The 16,805-nt window shown below is 67.1% G+C and carries 12 protein-coding genes and 1 pseudogene; 5 read left to right on the forward strand and 8 right to left on the reverse strand.

Annotated elements, in window-relative coordinates; genetic code table 11:
• Nucleotides 1-7 precede the first annotated feature (7 nt).
• Nucleotides 8-1,099 (reverse strand): glycosyltransferase family 4 protein, encoded by a 1,092-nt coding sequence (locus ASC55_RS04805; protein WP_055873024.1) that lies wholly within the window; start codon nt 1,097-1,099, stop codon nt 8-10.
• A gap of 121 nt (nt 1,100-1,220) precedes the next feature.
• On the opposite strand from ASC55_RS04805, the gene ASC55_RS04810 reads away from it, so the two are divergent.
• From ASC55_RS04810 to ASC55_RS04820, 3 genes are read left to right on the forward strand one after another with little or no spacing between them, the layout of a single operon-like run.
• A complete protein-coding gene (locus ASC55_RS04810; RefSeq protein WP_055873027.1) occupies nt 1,221-2,330 on the forward strand; it encodes a glycosyltransferase in 1,110 nt (369 codons plus the stop codon).
• Entirely contained in the window at nt 2,327-3,550 is a 1,224-nt protein-coding gene (locus ASC55_RS04815) for a lipopolysaccharide biosynthesis protein (protein WP_055869109.1), read from the forward strand. The genes ASC55_RS04810 and ASC55_RS04815 overlap by 4 nt, the downstream gene beginning before the upstream one ends.
• The gene (locus tag ASC55_RS04820; protein WP_055873030.1) at nt 3,547-5,064 is read left to right on the forward strand and encodes a DUF2142 domain-containing protein; all 1,518 of its coding nucleotides are present in this window, start codon (nt 3,547-3,549) and stop codon (nt 5,062-5,064) included. The genes ASC55_RS04815 and ASC55_RS04820 overlap by 4 nt, the downstream gene beginning before the upstream one ends.
• Nucleotides 5,065-5,088: 24 nt before the next feature.
• On the opposite strand, the gene ASC55_RS04825 is transcribed toward ASC55_RS04820, so the two are convergent.
• Together ASC55_RS04825 and ASC55_RS04830 are read right to left on the reverse strand one after the other, a co-directional pair.
• Nucleotides 5,089-6,897, reverse strand: coding sequence for a glycosyltransferase (locus tag ASC55_RS04825; protein WP_157559406.1), 1,809 nt, complete (start codon nt 6,895-6,897; stop codon nt 5,089-5,091).
• On the reverse strand, nt 6,894-7,790 hold the full coding sequence (locus ASC55_RS04830; RefSeq protein WP_055873041.1) for a glycosyltransferase family 2 protein: 897 nt from the start codon (nt 7,788-7,790) through the stop codon (nt 6,894-6,896). The genes ASC55_RS04825 and ASC55_RS04830 overlap by 4 nt, the downstream gene beginning before the upstream one ends.
• Nucleotides 7,791-7,885: 95 nt before the next feature.
• Here ASC55_RS04830 and ASC55_RS04835 point away from each other — a divergent pair, with 95 nt between their 5' ends.
• Nucleotides 7,886-10,012, forward strand: coding sequence for a glycosyltransferase (locus ASC55_RS04835; protein WP_157559407.1), 2,127 nt, complete (start codon nt 7,886-7,888; stop codon nt 10,010-10,012).
• A gap of 71 nt (nt 10,013-10,083) precedes the next feature.
• A complete protein-coding gene (gene galE, locus ASC55_RS04840) occupies nt 10,084-11,100 on the forward strand; it encodes a UDP-glucose 4-epimerase GalE (protein ID WP_055869113.1) in 1,017 nt (338 codons plus the stop codon).
• 1 nt (nt 11,101) lies between these two features.
• Here galE and ASC55_RS04845 read toward each other — a convergent pair whose 3' ends face one another.
• The 5 genes and pseudogenes from ASC55_RS04845 to ASC55_RS04860 form a co-directional block, all read right to left on the reverse strand.
• On the reverse strand, nt 11,102-12,313 hold the full coding sequence (locus tag ASC55_RS04845; RefSeq protein ID WP_017831138.1) for an ABC transporter ATP-binding protein: 1,212 nt from the start codon (nt 12,311-12,313) through the stop codon (nt 11,102-11,104).
• Nucleotides 12,313-13,218, reverse strand: coding sequence for an ABC transporter permease (locus ASC55_RS04850; RefSeq protein ID WP_235562537.1), 906 nt, complete (start codon nt 13,216-13,218; stop codon nt 12,313-12,315). Before ASC55_RS04850 ends, ASC55_RS04845 begins: the two co-directional genes overlap by 1 nt.
• Before the next feature lie 52 nt (nt 13,219-13,270).
• Nucleotides 13,271-14,665 carry a rhamnan synthesis F family protein gene (locus ASC55_RS04855; RefSeq protein ID WP_055873045.1) on the reverse strand — a complete coding sequence of 465 codons (1,395 nt, stop codon included), beginning with the start codon at nt 14,663-14,665 and terminating at the stop codon, nt 13,271-13,273.
• A gap of 11 nt (nt 14,666-14,676) precedes the next feature.
• Nucleotides 14,677-15,284 (reverse strand): annotated as a pseudogene (locus ASC55_RS17695) (rhamnan synthesis F family protein); the annotation flags it as partial.
• A 105-nt stretch (nt 15,285-15,389) separates the two neighbouring features.
• A partial coding sequence (locus ASC55_RS04860; RefSeq protein ID WP_162243043.1) for a rhamnan synthesis F family protein occupies nt 15,390-16,805 on the reverse strand: 1,416 nt, incomplete at its 5' end.

A 16,805-nucleotide genomic window follows, 5' to 3' on the forward strand; every position in this document is an offset into this window, starting at 1 on the left:
GTGCTCTTCAGCGCTTCACACCCTCGACGATCCGCTCGTACTCTTCCGCACGATCCTTCCAGTACCAGCCGTCCAGCGCAGTGACGGGCCATTCCTGCGCAAGCATCTCCGACACCGCCGAGGCGAGTGCCTCCGGGTCGTGCTGCTGCACGATGACCACAGGATGACCCTGCTCACGGAGCACACCGGCGCCCGGAACCTCGTACGTGACGATGCTCCCGCGCTCGGCGAGGGCTTCCAGGAGTGTCGTCTGGAATCCCTCGGCGAGAACCGTCGGATTCACCAGCACCGCGCCGGCGAGGGTCGAGCGCACGGCGGACGCGGGAACCCGACCGCGCATCTCCACGACCTCGGCGAGTCCGTGCCGATCGATGCGACTGCGGATCGATGCCCGCTCGGGGCCGTCGCCGAGCATCGTCGCGGCGACGTCGATCCCGCGGCGCCGCAGGGCGGCGACGGTGTCGACGAAGTCCTCGGCACCCTTGCCAGGTACGAGACGACCCACGAAGACGACGTGGCTCTTGTCGCCGTGCCGCCTGCCGTCGGTCGATGCCGGTTCGATCGCGTTGTAGAAGACCCGCGCGCGTCGTCCCGACAGCCGCTGCACGAAACCGACGACGCTCTCGGAGACACCGACGACCTCGTCGGCGCGGCGAAGCACGAATCGTCCGATCGTCCGATCGACCAGCCGGCTCGCCAGCGTGATCACCGGCGACGACGACACGACGTGACCGCTGCCGTGCTCGGTGTGCACGACCGGGACGCTCGCCCTGCTCGCCGCGCGGAGACCGATCCACGTCATCGGGAAGAACCGCGTGTGCACCGACACCACGTCGACGCGCTCCTCGGCCAGCAGCCGCCGCAGGCGACGAGTCGTGCCCAGCGGCGGGAACCCGAGCACGTCGCCCACGCGGAACCGCTCTGGCAGACGGATCACCCGCACGCCGTCTTCGATGTGCGTGCCCACGGGGCCACCGCCCACCGTGATGACGACGGCCGTATGTCCCGCGCTCTGCAACGCGACGACGAGACTGTGGACGTGCGTCTCGACCCCTCCGACGCGCGGCGGGAAGTTGTTGACGGCGAAGGCGAATCTCACCTCAGCAATCTTATGCACCCCCGGTGGAGCCCTCCGCCCGATCAGGGTTCACGCGGGCAGCGTGGATAGTATCGATCTGTTCGCCGTGTGATCGCCCACGGCTCGAGAAGGAAGCGGACACATGCGCGTTCTGTTCGTCGTCACGGACGCCGACATCGGCGGTGCCGAGCGTCTGCTCGCCACTCTCGCGCGGTCGTGGGACGAGGGCGACGTGCTCCGCCTCGTCGTCGTCATGGGGCCCGGCACGCTCAGCACCGAGCTGGAGGATGCGTTCGAGAGCGTGCACTATCTCGGCTACTCGGGGTCGTCCCGGAACATCATCGGCATGGTCCGCTCGCTCGAGCGCGAGATCGTCGACTTCGGTCCCGATGTGATCACCTCGCACCTGTTCCATGCCGACCTCCTCACCGCTCTCGCCCGGAGCAGCGCGGTGAAGACGACGACCATGCACACCCAGCGCCTCACCAAGGCCGACCACCCCCTCACCCGCGCGATCGCCCGAGCGGTCGGGATCCTCTCGTTCCGGTTCGATGGCGTGATCCCTTCCGGCGACAGCGCCAGCATGCAGGATTTCATCCGGCAGCTGGGGATGCGCAAGGTCCTGCCTCCGATCCTGAACGGCGCCGATGTCCCCGACGCGGCATCGTTCGACCCGTCCAGCAGGACATTCCTCTCCCTCGCACGCAACCACCCGGTGAAGGGGCACGACGTCCTGTTCGCCGCCTTCGCCCGCATCGCGGATCAGGCTCCACAATGGAGCCTGCGCGCCTACGGTCCCGGTGTCGACGATGACGACGAACGGATGCGCAGCCTCGTGGCCGACGCGGGAGCGGAGCAGCTCCTCGCGGAGGGCCGGATCCAGCTGGCCGGGCCCACCGCCCGTCCCGCGGAGGTGCTCCAGCACGGCGCCGCCCTCGTGATCTCCAGCAAGTACGGCGAGAGCTCGCCGCTGGTCGGTGCTGAGGCCTCCGGCGCCGGGGTTCCCGTGATTTCGACCGACGTCGGCAGCTGTGCGCACTTCGTCGACGACGACCGCCTGCTGGTGAAGCCCGATGATGTCGACGATCTCGCCCGGGCGCTCGAGTGCTACACCCGCCTCTCGGACGACGAACGTCAGAGCCTCTCCGTCCTCGCGCGCACACGCGCAGAAGCACGATACGACCCCGCTGCGGTCGCGCGCAGGTATCGGGAGGCCTTCGTCGGCCTGCTCGCTGACGCCGGGAAGCCGTGAAACAGCACTCCGTCGCCGGACAGCTGATCCTGTCGACCTATGGGATGGGCATCCAAGGCGTCGCGCGACTCTTCTACACCTTGGTGATCGGTCGCACCCTCAGCCCTGAAGCGCTCAGCGACACCACGGCGATCCTCTCGCTCGCCGTGTACCTCGCCCTGGTCTGGCCTGCGGGAGCGGCGATCGCCGCCACCCGCTACCTCGCGAACCCCGAGACGGCGGCCGACAGCATCCGTGCGCTTCGCACGTCGTTCTGGGTGTCGACGATCCCCCTCTCGCTGATCGCGATCCCGATCGCCTGGTGGATCACCGGCGACCTTCCCATCGGACTCGCGAGCGCCGTGCTGGTCTTCAGCTACAACGCCTACGTCTTCTCCCGCGGAGTGCTCACCGGCGAGAACCGCCTGCTGCGCGCGGCGGTTCTGGACACGGTGTCGTCGCTGCTCGCCATCACGGTCCTCCTGCTCGTCCTCACCGCGCATTCGAGCTGGGTGCTGCTCCTGCCGCTGTCGGCGGGCTACCTGCTGTTCGCGCTGTTCGCACGAAGCCGCACGGTCGCTGCGCCCGGCCCGTCGAGTCTTCAGCGCGAGACCCTCGCCTTCACGCGCGAGGCCACGTTCGGAGCGCTGGTGATGGGTGGCATGCTGCCGGCGACCATGATCTTCGTGCGCGCATTCGACACCCCGACGGCAGCCGGGATGTTCGCGGCGGCTCTGACCCTGGCGACCCCCGCGAACATCGTCGCGCAGGCGGTGAGCCAGGTGCTCCTCCCCCACTTCGCGCGACTGCGCGCGGACCCGAGCGCGATGCGCGCCTCCCATCGGCGGCTGTTCGCCCTGACGGCCGCCGGCTTCGGCCTCATCTTCGGCGCTCTGATCGTCTTCGCCCCCTGGATTCTCGACCTGTTCTACGGAACGAGGTACGCCGACGGCGTGCCGGCGATGCAGGTGCTTCTCGGCATCGTGCTGCTGCTCTCGCTGACGTCGGCGCCTTCCGCTCTCCTCCTCGCCTCCGGACGCGAGCGTCTCGCCGCCCGGATCTGGATGTTCGCCTTCGTCATCGGCACCGCCACGATGCTCCTGCTCGCCCCTGTCTGGGGGCAGTGGGGAGCGCTCGTCGGCTACGCTCTCGGAGGCGGCGGCGGTTCCATCGTCATCATTCTGTGCGCGTTCCTCGCGCCGACCACGTCTACTCACGTTCGAAGGGACATCACCACATGACGAGGCCTGCCAGACGGATCATCGGCACGATCGCGGCCGCCCTGATGCTCATGACATCCCTGAGCATGTGGGCCCTGGCCTCACCGGTCGGGGCGGGACCCGATGACGACTTCCACCTCGCCAGCATCTGGTGCGGCAACGGAGCGCGCGAAGACCTCTGCGGTCCCGGCGACGACGACCGCTCGAGGGAGATCCCCGACAAGATCGCGGAGTCCGCGTGCTACGCGTTCCACCCGGAGCAGGACGCGTCCTGTCAGGGCAGCGACTACCTGGACGAGGGCTACGAGCTCGGCGAGTCCACGCGCGTGAACACCGGAAACCAGTATCCGTCCGGGTTCTATTTCGTGTCGTCGTTCCTGGCGAGTGACAACGTGGCCGTCTCCACGATCCTGATCCGGCTTCTCCACTCCGCGATCTTCACGGCGATGATGATCGCGGCGTGGCTCTTCCTGCCTCGGGCGCTGCGCCTGACACTCGTGGCGAGCATCGCCCTCACCTTCGTCCCGCTCGGCGTCTTCCTCATCGCCTCGGTCAATCCGAGCAGCTGGGCGCTGCTCTCCACCGCCGTGCTGTTCCCCGCTCTGCTGGGCTTCTTCGCGACCACGGGACGCCAACGCATCGCGCTCGGCGTGATCTCCGCGGTGGCCGCTCTCCTCGGTCTCAGCGCCCGCGGCGACGCCGCCGCGTACACGATCGTCGCCGTCGCAGCGGCAGCGGTGCTCGCGTTCCGCCCGACGAAGCGCTTCGCGCTCACTGCGCTCCTCCCCCTCCTTCTCGTCGTTCTCGCAGCCGTCGCCTTCCTCACCGCGGGCCAGACCGGTCTCGCGCTCGGTGGGGCCGCCGAACCGGTTCCGGGCGGACCGTCGAAGCTGACCCTGCTGGGCATGAACCTGCTGTCACTGCCGGCGCTCTGGGCCGGGATCTTCGGCCTCAACTGGGGCCTGGGGTGGCTGGACACCACGCTGCATGCCGTCGTCTGGGGCGCGACGATGTTCGCCTTCTCTGGCGCGCTCTTCGCCGCTTTGCGCTGGCAGGGCTGGCGCAAGCTCCTCGCCCTGGCCGGCACGGGTGCGGCTGCCGTCGTCGTTCCGGTCTACATCCTCGTCTCCATGCGCACCACGGTCGGCTACGAGGTTCAGCCGCGATACGTCCTCCCCCTCATCACCCTCTTCCTGGCCACCGCCATCGCTCCGGCGATCCACTCGGGATTGCGCGGCTCCGCGGAGGAGAGCGCTGCGCGTGCGGCACTGCGGTTCTCGCCCGTCCAGATCTGGGTCATGGCCGTGCTTCTCGGCGCTGCACAGAGCGTGGCACTGTACGACAACCTCCGCCGCTACACCGGCCCGGGCACGCTCAGCCCCTCCGGAGACGTCGCCTGGTGGTGGGCCGCAGGTCCCACACCTCTGGTCGTCTGGCTTCTGGGCTCCGCAGCATTCGCGGGCCTCATGGCGCTCCTCGCAGTCATCGGCTCGCGATACATGCGATCGCTCGACGCACAGCCCGCTGCCGTCTGAGAGTCGGCGACCTGGGAGCGCCCCCTACTCGCTGTAGGCGCGCTCCCAGGCCGCAGGCCTCGCGAGATCCGGCGCCGCTCGACGATAGCGGCGTGCGAGTGCGGGCCAGGCGACCAGAAGTCGAAGGCGAAGCCATCCCGACCTCATCAGAAGTCGTGCGGCGGTGCGGCGATCCCGCTGGAGGAGGAACACGCCATCTCCCGCGGCGCTCTCCAGGGCGACACGGTCGAGCATGCCGATGCTCCACCACTTCCCGTCCGTCCTGCGCACACGAGTCGGCGGGGCCGTTTCGTCGACCGATCCGAGCTGTGCGAGAAGAACACGCACGAGCCGGACGATGCGTCCTCGCAGCCCGTCGGGAGCGGCGGGCCGATGCGCCTTGTCCGGTATCTCGGCAGAGTCGCCGAACGCGGTGATCGTCTGGCCGCGCGAGGCCAGCAGCCGCTGCATGTCGCTCCGACGGGTGCCCAGCGTCGCCCACAGGTGCGCCGGTCCGTCGAGGACGTCTCGGAGCGCGACGGATCTGACGTCGGCTGAGCCGTATTGCTGGCAGAGCACGTGGTTCACGTCCTGCGCCCATGAGCTCACGAGGAGCCGGAGAGGATTCGATGAGTGCAGGAGAGCGGTCACGACACGATTGCGCAGCTGATGGTAGGCCTGCCAGTCGAGGCCGTCGTCCTTCGCCGTCCAGGGCATGTGCCACAGCGCGGCCCCGGGAAGAGTGAGGGTGCGGTGTCCTGCTGCGCTCGCGCGGAGACCGTACTCCGCGTCATCCCATTTGATGAAGTACGGGAGCGAGACACCGATCTCCCGGATGACCGCCGCGGGGATGAGACACATCCACCATCCGTTGAAGTCGACATCCTTCGGGCGGAGGAATCCGGCCGTCTTCACGATCGGGTGCTCACGCAGATCTGCCGCGACGAGATCCGGCTCTGTGGCGTGCCACCACATCGAACGCCGATCGACGACCTCGCCCATCGAGTGCAGGACGGTCGGCTCGCGCAGGCTGAGCATCTGGGCGCCGATCAACGGCGTCGCCCTGGCTACGGAGGCGAGGGCGCACATCTTCCGCACCGACTCGGTCTCCAGCATGACGTCGTCATCGAGCAACAGCACATGGGTCGCCCCGGTTCCGAGCGCCTCGATCATCCCTCGGCTGAAGCCGCCCGATCCTCCGAGGTTGGCCTGTTCGATCAGCTTCACATCGACAGCTGCCCGCTCCAGGACGGGGGCGATGGCCTCGCGGATGCGGGTACTCCCCTGGTCGACGACGACCACCCGCTCGATGAGATCCGGCAGCCCGTCAGAGGAGAGGGCGTCGACCAGGCGGACGCAGTCGTCGACGCGGTTCATCGTCGTGATCGCGATCGAGGGACGGACTTCCCGTCGCTCCGACGCCTCGATGACCCATTCTCCGTCGCGGACGACGGTCTCCGTCGAGGCCGAGACGACCAACCAGACCCAGGCGTACTCACGACCGGCGTTCGGCACTTCGATCACGAGCTGCGATGTCGAGGCATCGACCGCGTGGAGTTCGACGTGCGTCCCGTCGGCGTGCGCGCCCCGGAGCACCACGCGACACTCTCCCTCGACGTCCAGGCGCAGGAGGAGCCGCGTCATCGTGGAATGGGTTCGCCAGAATCCGGACGGGAAGGCGTTGAAGTACGTATCGAACGACGCGTCCGCACCAGCTGCGATACGCAGCGCGCGGCGATCGATCACGTCCGCCGCACCGTTCACGTAGAGGGGCATCGCATCCGCGCGGTCGGCATGCGGCAGGACGATCCGCTGCGCCGTGATCTGCTCGGCGATGCCGGCTGCTGTCGTCATGAGGTGAACCGGCGTCGCCACGCGCGCAGCGCCGTGTTGATCCGTCGCGAGATCGGACGCCTCTCATCCAGCTGTCGCGCGACCTCGTCCTGGATGTAGCGCGAGAGGTAGAGCATGATCCCGTCGCCGTGCTTCTGCGCGAACTCGCGCAGAGCCTCGTCTCGGATGAGCTTGTCGTAGTACTCGTGCTCCGAGGCGAGCACGAACATGCTGTTGCCCAGCGCGCCGGTCGAAGCGCGGCGCTGCATCCAGTAGGCCTTCGGCTCGCCGTCGATGAACCCGATGGAGTGGTAGCGCAGCACCCGGAGGTTGAACTCCCAGTCCTCGGCGGCGTGGACGTCTTCTCGGTAGAGCCCGACCTCGTCGTGCACCGCACGCCGATACACGTAGGCGATCGGGACGAAGCGGTTGACCTGGAGCATGTCGGCGTAGGTGATCTGCGCCAGGTCTGCCCAGAACGGTGCCCGTGACGTCTCGACGAAGGTCGTCCCCTCGACGCGCTCGTAGACGATCTCGGTTCTGGAGACGACACCGATATCCGATGGATGCGAATCGAGCCATTCGACGGAGCCGGCGAGGAACTCGGGATGCCAGAGGTCGTCATCGTCGTGGAGCACGACGAACTCGCAGCTCAGCGCTCGCACACCGACATTCGCAGACGCCGATCGTCCGAGCGACTCGGTGTGGTGGATGACCTCGACCTTGCGTCTGACCCCTTCGGGCAACGCGTCGATGACCGCATCGACGGGGCCTCGGGGGCCCCCGTCGTTGACGACCACAGCGGCCCACGACGGGAAGCTCTGCGCCGCGACGTCGTGGAGTGCCCTCGCGAGGAGGATCGGGCGGTCCTTGGTGCGGATGACGACGCCGACGCGGACAGTCGAATCAGGCACGAGATCTCCTGTCGAGCTGCGGGATGGCCGGTTCATCGAACCTATCATCCCGGACGGCGGAGGCCGCGGGGAACCTCACCAAATAGACTCTGATGGTGTTCGCAGCTCTGAGGCGTATCTGGCGGGTTTCGCGGGGGATCCCGGGTGTGCGCGGGGTCCTCGCCGCCGTCGACCGCGTCTGGTGGGCTCGCACCATTCGTCGCGCAGAGCTCGTCGACCTCGATCACGTGCAGCTGCAGGTCGGCCGGCGGCTCCGCGCGAACGCAGCCATCAGGGCCTACGTCCGCGGGCGTCACCGGGACGGCCTGTCGCTCAATCCCCTCTTCTTCGACGGCAGAGTCGGATCGCAGCTCCCCGACGCCGGCCGGGTGCCCGCACTGTACGCGTATCTGATCAACGATCAGGCCAAGATCCACACCAGCGAGACGTGGGATGCCCCCGCCTACGCCGCTGCCCATCCCGACGCGCTGCGCGCACCCGGAGGGCCCGTCGGCGCGGCGTGGCGCTCATCGCTGGACGGCGGACGACTGGACATCGGCATCGGCTCGTCCACGGTCGCCGTGACGCGTGCCGAACTCCTTCACGCAGAGCGGATGCCTCCGGTTCCGCACGACGCTCTGGGGCCGGTGACACGGCCGCGTCTGCTCATCTGGCGCTTCGGCCCCGGTGACGACGACGGGACGGCGTTGCGCACCGCCCTCACAGTCTCGTCCGTCTCGGACTCCGCGCTCTGGCTCTTCGTCGATGAGAAGACCCCTGCAGCACTGCGCCTCGCCTGCGCCCAGGTGCCGCTCTGGCAGGGGAACGCGGTCGTCGTCGACAGTGCTCCCGATGTGAATCCCGCGGATTCCACCGTGCCAGCCGGCACCGTGCTCCTGGTGCGGGACCCTGATTCCGAGATCTCCGCTGAAGACGCGCTCACCCTGCTCGAGAGCGCGACTCGTGCGCCCGCTGCGCCGCTGTGGCTGCGTATGGACGGGACGATCGCTTCGGCAGGTGTCGTCGTGCGTGATGGCGAAGGGCGTCATCTCCTCGCCGGCCACCCGGCACAAGACGTGAGCGGGCTCGGAGACCAGCTGGACTCCGCTGTCCTCGACAGCCCTGTCCGCGCCTTCCGCGTGGGGTCGACGGAGGGCCCGCGGACGCTGCTGGGCGTCGCCGTCCGCTCCGCCGCCGTGGCCGCGGCGATGAGCCTGCCCTCCGGCGACACTCGGATGGACGCGCTCAGCGTGGGGCGCGGTCTGCAGGTCGACGACGCACGCTGGCCCCTCATGAAGCGCACGGCCGTGGAGACCGCGACGCTTCCCGACGGCTCGATCGTGCCGCGGCTGCGCTGGTCGGTGAAGACAGCGGCTCCCGCCGGACCCACCGGGGAGGCCTGGGGCGACACGCACTTCGCCCGCGGCCTCGCAGCGGCCCTGGAACGCCTGGGCCAGTATGCGGCGGTCGATGCCCGACCGGCCGCCCAGCGCTCCTCCGATGTGCTCGACGATGTGAGTGTCGTCCTTCGAGGACCCCATCCGCTCCGGCCGTCGCGCAGCCGTGTGAATCTGCTGTGGATCATCAGTCATCCCGACGAGATCCACGCGGAGGAGCTCTCCGCCTTCGATCGATGCTTCGCCGCGTCGACGGCGTGGGCGGCAGCCGCGACGACCCGGTTCTCCACCCCCGTCACCCCCCTGCTGCAGTGCACGGATCCGCACCGGTTCACCCCACAGGGCCTGACACGTTCGCGCGATCTCGTCTTCGTCGGGACGGCGCGCGGGATCGCGCGACCCTCCGTCGTGGAGCCGCTGCGCGTCGGAGCACCTGTCCGTGTGTACGGGCCGGACTGGCGGGGCTACATCCCCGCCGGAGCGATCGCCGGCACCCACGTGCCGAATGATCGGCTCCCCGCGGTGTACGAGGCCGCCGGTGCGGTTCTCAACGACCACTGGCCCGCGATGCAGCGCAACGGCTTCGTATCCAACCGCCTCTACGATGTCGTCGCTTCCGGAGGCCGCGCCATCAGCGACGACGTGGCAGGCATCTCCGAGATCTTCGGACCGGCCGTGCGGACGTACCGTGACATTCCCGAGCTCCACGAGCTCACCCTCTCTGACCTCGATGCCCTCTTCCCCTCGGACGACGAGCTCGCAGCGATCGCGCGACGCATTCGGGACGAGGACTCGTTCGACGCCCGTGCCAGGCATCTGCTCGACGCGGCACAGGAACTCCTCTGACCCCCGCAGCCTCACCGGGCTCGCGGCGAACGCCCGCTACCATCGAAGAACAGTCGACCGAAGGAGAAACATTGCGCGTGCTCGTCACCGGTGGAGCCGGGTACATCGGATCCCACACTCTGGTCGCCCTGCTGGAGCGAGGCCACGAGGTCTTCGTCATCGACAGTTTCGCGAACAGTTCGCCGCGGGCTCTCGAGCGGGTCGAACAGATCACCGGCCGCGCGCCCGCGTACTTCGACCTCGACCTGCGAGACGATGCCGGGGTCGATGAGGTGTTCTCGTCGGTCTCCCCCGATGCGGTGATCCACTTCGCGGGTCTGAAGGCCGTCGGCGAGAGCGTCGCCGAGCCGCTGCGCTACTACGCCCACAACCTCGACAGCACGTTCTCGCTCTTGCGGGCGATGTCGACGCACGGTGTGCGGCGACTCGTGTTCTCTTCCTCGGCCACCGTCTACGGAGACACGAGAGACTCGCCCTACGAAGAGGACGGCGGCCCGCTTGACGCCACCAACCCGTACGGGCAGACCAAGGTCATGCTCGAGCGGATCCTCACCGACGTCGCCCAGGCGGATCCCTCGTGGAGCATCGCGCTCCTTCGCTACTTCAACCCGATCGGCGCGCACGAGAGCGGACTCATCGGAGAAGACCCGAACGGCATCCCGAACAATCTCGCTCCCTACATCTCGCAGGTCGCTGTGGGCCGGCTTCCGCATGTGAACGTCTTCGGTGCGGACTACCAGACGGCGGACGGAACCGGAGAGCGCGACTACATCCACGTGGTCGACCTCGCAGAGGGCCACGTCGCCGCCCTCGAGAAGCTCAACGGAAGCCAGGGCGTCCGCGCGTGGAACCTCGGCACGGGACGCGCGACCTCCGTGCTCGCACTGATCAAGGCTTTCGAGGCGGCCACGGGAACTGAGATCCCCTACCGGATCGCCGACCGTCGGGAAGGCGATCTCGCGCAGGCGTGGGCGGACACCCGTCGCGCCGCCGAGGAGCTGGGGTGGACCGCGTCACGAGACGTCGAGACCATGGCGGTCGACGCCTGGCGGTGGCAGTCTCGCAACCCTCGCGGCTACGCCGACTGAGTCAGGGCCGCGCCTCTTCCGCGCCCGCCCCGGCACCCGCGACGGTCACGCGGGCGGCGGAGGAACCCATGGTGTCTTCCGCGCCCTCCACGTTGAGCATCACGGCCTGCATGAGCGCGTGCGTGCTGACCTCGCTGACGCCGGCGACGTTGGCGTTGACGAAGTACTGACCGTGCCCGAGCTGGAGGCTCTCGATCCGCAGGTCGACGAAGGTGGTGCCGTCGAGGGGGGCGAGGCGCTGCTGAAGGATGTCGGTGTTGGATGCGATCACCATGTGTCCGAACGGGGTGTCGATGCTGAAACCGACCTCCCACCTGTCGAACAGGTGCTCGGAGGCGACGTGGATCCGGATCGTCACGGCGTCGCCGGAGACGATCGTGTTCCCCACGACGCCATCCCGGTCGAGCAGCTCGACCTTCGTGACGCTGATCGGCTGCGCGTCGGAGGCGCTGGTGGAGTCGCGGCGACGCTGATCGAGCGACTCACGCAGGACACGGATCGCCTCGTTCGTGTCGCCGTCGTGGATCACGGCGCCGTCACGCAGCACGATGCCGCGGTCGCACAGCTCCGCCACCTGCTGCGCCGAGTGGCTGACCAGGATGATCGTGCGGCCCTCGGCACGGAACTGGGTGATGCGATCCATGCACTTTCGCTGGAAGGTCTCGTCGCCGACAGCGAGCACCTCGTCGACGAGGAGGATGTCGGGGTCGGTGTGCACAGCGACCGCGAACGCGAGACGCACGTACATCCCGGAGGAATAGAACTTCACGGCGGTGTCGATGAAGGACCCGATGCCGCTGAACTCGACGATGTCGTCGAACTGCCGATCCGTCTCCGCCTTCGACAGGCCCAGGATGGAGGCGTTGAGGTAGACGTTCTCGCGACCGCTCAGGTCGGGGTGGAATCCGGCCCCGAGTTCCAGCAGCGCAGCCATGCGTCCGCGCGTCTGCACTGTTCCGGTCGTCGGGGAGATGATGCCGCCGATGAGCTTGAGCAGGGTCGACTTGCCGGAGCCGTTCGCCCCGAGCAGACCGACCGTGGTGCCCGCCTGGATGCGCAGGCTCACGTCGTCGACGGCGACGAAGTCCTCGCGGAGATCCCTGCCGAGGCGTCCGAAGTGGACGATCCGGTCCTTGAGGCTGTTGTCCTTGCGGACGGTGAAGTGCTTGCTGACCTCATCGAGACGAACGATGTCCGGTCCTGTGATCGACATCAAAGCTCCTGTGCGAAGTTGCCCTGGACGCGGACGAAGAATCGGTGCGCGAGCCAGAGAAGGACGATACCGACCAGGGTCGCGATCAGCATGCGCAATCCGAGCTCGGGCGGGTAGTCGGCGCTGCCACCGGCGCCCCAGAACGCCCGGTGGAAGCCGAGCACGCCGATGGTCAGAGGATTCGCGGCGTAGATCTCGATGACCCACTCTGGCAGCGAGAACCGCACGAGGACGTCCTTGACCATCGACCACGAGTAGACGATCGGCGAAGCCCACATCGCGAGCATGAGGACGACCTCGGTGAGGTACTGCACGTCGCGGAGGTAGACGTTCATGGCGGCGAGCAGGAGCCCCAGGGCCAAGCCGTACACCACGACCAGCAGCAGCGACGGGAAGAACCAGAGCATCTGCACCGGCGCCGGGAGCGCACCGAAGGCGATCGCGGCGACGAGGAGAACGGCGAGCTGCACCGCTCCCATGAAGGCGGCGGCTCCGACGCTCGCGAGGGGGAAGACCTCACGAGGGAGATAGATCTTCTTCACCAGCGCGGCGTTGTTGATGATGGACCCGGTCGATCCGGCGATCATGTCGTTGAAGAAGACGTAGAGCGTCAACCCCGAGAACAGATAGATCGCGAAGTCCGGGATACCCTCGGCAGCGCGGAGGAACTGCCCCAGCACGATGTAGTACATGAGGAACTGGATGAGCGGCTTGATCATCGTCCAGAGGAACCCGAGGAAGCTGTCGCGGTAGCGCGCCTGAAGATCGCGCCGGATGAGGAGCGCCAGCAGTTCACGGCGACCGAAGATCTCCCTGAGCTTCCCACCGCGCACTCGAAGTCCCCGAGCGTCGATGGTGGAGAACGACTCCTTCTCGAGCCGAGCAAACCTATCGATCGTTTCCAAGATCCTCACTCACTTCTGGGATTGCCGCTACGGCCACGCGAACCTCGCACCGTCATCGGCCGAGAATGCGTCGTATCGCTGCTCGAGGCCGTCGCACAGCACGAGCGACCTTACCCGCCAGGGTGTCTGAGGCCATGATCTCGCGCACCCACGCACCGGTTCCGGGAAAATTGACGCGCATGTACATTCTTGCAAAGTCCGAGCGCGAGCCCGTACCCACGAAGCCCGCGAGTCTGATCAGCTCGATCTGCTCGTATGCGTATCCCGGCGTCGTGACAGACATCTCGTCGAGTTTGAACTCGAGCGAGGAATGGCTGATCGACATGTACTCGGTGGTCGAGACGGTTCGCACGTGGTACCCGAGCTCCCCGGCCGCATACGCCGGGATGCGCTCCAGGATGTGTGCGAGCCCCCCATCCTTGTAGGCCTCCGCACCGCCGAACTGCTCGTACGTCCACGGATGCGAGATCAAAAGCCGCAGCGCCTGGGGACGAGCGACGTACATCGATCCGAACGGAGCGAGCGGGGAGATATCGTCCAGGGGCACGAAGATCCCCAGCTGCTCGGCGATGTCCGCGGCGCCCTCCTTGTTGACCGACCAGCCGCGCCCGAGGGTGGGGTAGCCGATGTGGATCATGGGCGGGAAGACCATCCCGAGGCCGGGCTCCTTCTGGAACAGCGACACCAGATTGGCGGTGTAGCCCTGGCTGTTCAGCAGGTTGTCGAACTGCTGCTCCTTGAAGTGCCGTCCGACGTTGAAGCCGTCCTGCGGCGTCTTCTTCGAGTGGATCTTGACGACCAGGTCATAGTCGTCACCGAGCAGGACATCGCGGCATTCGATGAGGAATGCGCTCTGGTCGCGCCCGTCGTTCGAGGAGACCACGCGGATGTCGACGGCACCCCTCCGGTGGCCACGGCGGGTGAGGGTCTCCGCGATCGCACTGGCGCGTTCAGGGTCGGGAGTCGTGACGACCAGGTCGTAGTCCCCCGGGAGAGTGTCGGCGCGATCGAGCATCTCATCGGTCATCTCCACATAGAAGATGTGCGCGATGACCACCGTGCGCAGCGGTGCCTCCGGATCGTAGCCGCGGTCGTAGTCCGGCAGCACCTCCAGCATGGCGGCATCGGTGTTGAGGTCCTTCGGGGGGATCGTGCGGGCCGCGTTCTCCCAGAAGAGCTCCATCGGATAGCCGTACTGGGCCGCCTTCTCCAGGGTCCATCGGCCGACGACCGCATGGCGATCGAGATACGGCGGCCACTGCATGAAGGGGCGGCGCTTCATCACCGGGCATCCTGCGTCCAGCAGGGCCTCCGCCCGGTAGAGCGAGGGATTCTTGGTACCGATCTCGGCAGCGGGATAGGCGACGTCGTGGGTGAAGCCGAGCTGCGCGAAATGATCCGTGAAGATCGTCTCGTGCTTGAGCACCGCATCGAAATACGACGGCATCTCCGGCAACNTAGGCGACGTCGTGGGTGAAGCCGAGCTGCGCGAAATGATCCGTGAAGATCGTCTCGTGCTTGAGCACCGCATCGAAATACGACGGCATCTCCGGCAACTCACGCCAATACCGCGCCCACTCCTCCGACAAGAACATCTCACGACGAACCGCGATCCAGAACGACTGCAGATGATACGGAAGAACACCCTTACCCGTGAACGGATTCGGATCCTCCCGCGCATGATCGGTCATCCCCCAGAAGTGCGTCGCACGCTCCCCCATCCGATCGAACACCGGAGCATACGGACGCACCGGCCCGAACCACGTGTCATTCGTCAGCAGCACCTCATCGAACTCCGACAGCCGCGACCCCACATGATCCAGAGCATCCTTATGCGCCCAGATATCGAACCCGACGTTCTCCCGAACCAGGATCTCGTCCGACACCGCCTCCAGCTTGCCGCGACCCTCCTCCGACAGAGAACCGTTCACGACCACCAGCACATGAGCCGCATGCTCACGCAAACCCGCCAACGCGTACGGAACATAATCGTCCACACCACCACGCCGGTCGAACACCACATACACGACGAGCCGACGACCACCCACCGGAAAAACACCCGGCACCCGACTCANCGTACGGAACATAATCGTCCACACCACCACGCCGGTCGAACACCACATACACGACGAGCCGACGACCACCCACCGGAAAAACACCCGGCACCCGACTCATCGCCGACCTCCCTTGAGAAGCCCCGCGCCGGATCGCAGCACCTGGCGGAGCCCGCCGACGCTGACGCGAGCGACGCGCATGAGCGGAGCGAGCACGGGCCGCATCCGCTCCATCACCTCGGGATGGTTGAGATTCATGTGCATCCGGATCATCGCGACAGCGCCGCCCTTGCCCATCCACCCGGATCGCTGCAGGAACTGGATCTGGTCGATCGGGTATCCAGGGGTCGTCGATGCGAGCTGATCCAGCTTGTACTCCATCGAGACGTGGCTGATCCCCGCATGCTCCAGGCTCAGAACGGTTCGTGTGTGGTAGCCGGCCTCCCCCGCACCGTAAGTGACCAGACGCTCGAGCACGCGCGCCATGTCCGCCTTCCGATGGGTGGCCGGTTTGCCGAAGTCCTCGACCTTCCAGTCGGCCTGGAGAAGAGGAGCCAACGCCTGCGGACGGCAGATCCACATGCCGCCGAGGGGCGCCAGCGGAGAGACGCCGTCGAACGGCACCTGGATTCCGAGACGCTTCGCGACCTCGGTCGCCCTGGGCAGGTAGTGCGCCCACCCCTTGCCGGGCGTGGCGTATCCGATGTGGATCATCGGTGGCATGACGATACCCAGACCCGGCTCGCGCTGGAAGAGCGCGAGCACATTCGCGAAGTACCCGGCCGTGCCGAGGAGGTTCTCGGTCTGGTACCGATGGAAGTAGCGCACCACATTCGCGGAGCGTGTCTTCGGTCGCCTCGCGTGCACCTTGACCACGAGATCGAAGTCGTCGCTGAGGAGTACGTCGCGCATGCCGACCAGGAGCGCACTCATGTCACGTCCGCGTCGCGGAACCACGCGGACGACGGCGGAGAGCCGATCGGCAGAAGGATTCTGGTCGAGGATGTCCTCGATCACGCGCGCGCTGTCCTCGTCGTTGGTCGTGACGAACAGGGACGAGGGCTGCCCGATCTCTGCGATCGCGCCCAGCAGATCCGGAGCCAGCGACGCGTCCGGAATGTGAGCGATCACGGCGATTCGAAACGGCCTCGTCGCGTCGAAGGAGACGTCCTCCGGCGGAAGGACCTCGAGCATTCCCGCATCCGCGTTGAGAATCTTCGGAGCGACGTTGCGCGCGAGGTTCTGCCAGAGGATGGGCATCGGGTACCCGTACTTCTCCACCTCGGCGAGCACGCGCCGACCGATGACGGCATGACGGTCGAGATAGGGCGGGTAGTGGAAGAACTGGCGACGCTTCAGGAGCGGGGCTTCGTCGTGCAGCAGGAGATCGGCGTTGAACAGCGCCGGGTGGTCGGTCGGATACGCGGCTGACGGGTAGGCGACGTCGTGGGTGAAGCCGAGCTGCGCGAAATGATCCGTGAAGATCGTCTCGTGCTTGAGCACCGCATCGAAATACGACGGCATCTCCGGCAA

Origin of the sequence: Microbacterium sp. Root322 (assembly GCF_001425645.1) — a bacterium.
In the GTDB taxonomy this organism is placed as follows: domain Bacteria; phylum Actinomycetota; class Actinomycetes; order Actinomycetales; family Microbacteriaceae; genus Microbacterium; species Microbacterium maritypicum.

Bases quoted from the DNA above. Each gene is read 5' to 3' on its own strand.
- ASC55_RS04810 (WP_055873027.1), top strand. From the start codon at position 1,221: ATGCGCGTTCTGTTCGTCGTCACGGACGCCGACATCGGCGGTGCCGAG.
- ASC55_RS04820 (WP_055873030.1), top strand. From the start codon at position 3,547: ATGACGAGGCCTGCCAGACGGATCATCGGCACGATCGCGGCCGCCCTG.
- ASC55_RS04825 (WP_157559406.1), bottom strand. From the start codon at position 6,897: ATGACGACAGCAGCCGGCATCGCCGAGCAGATCACGGCGCAGCGGATC.
- ASC55_RS04845 (WP_017831138.1), bottom strand. From the start codon at position 12,313: ATGTCGATCACAGGACCGGACATCGTTCGTCTCGATGAGGTCAGCAAG.
- ASC55_RS04855 (WP_055873045.1), bottom strand. From the start codon at position 14,665: ATGCCGTCGTATTTCGATGCGGTGCTCAAGCACGAGACGATCTTCACG.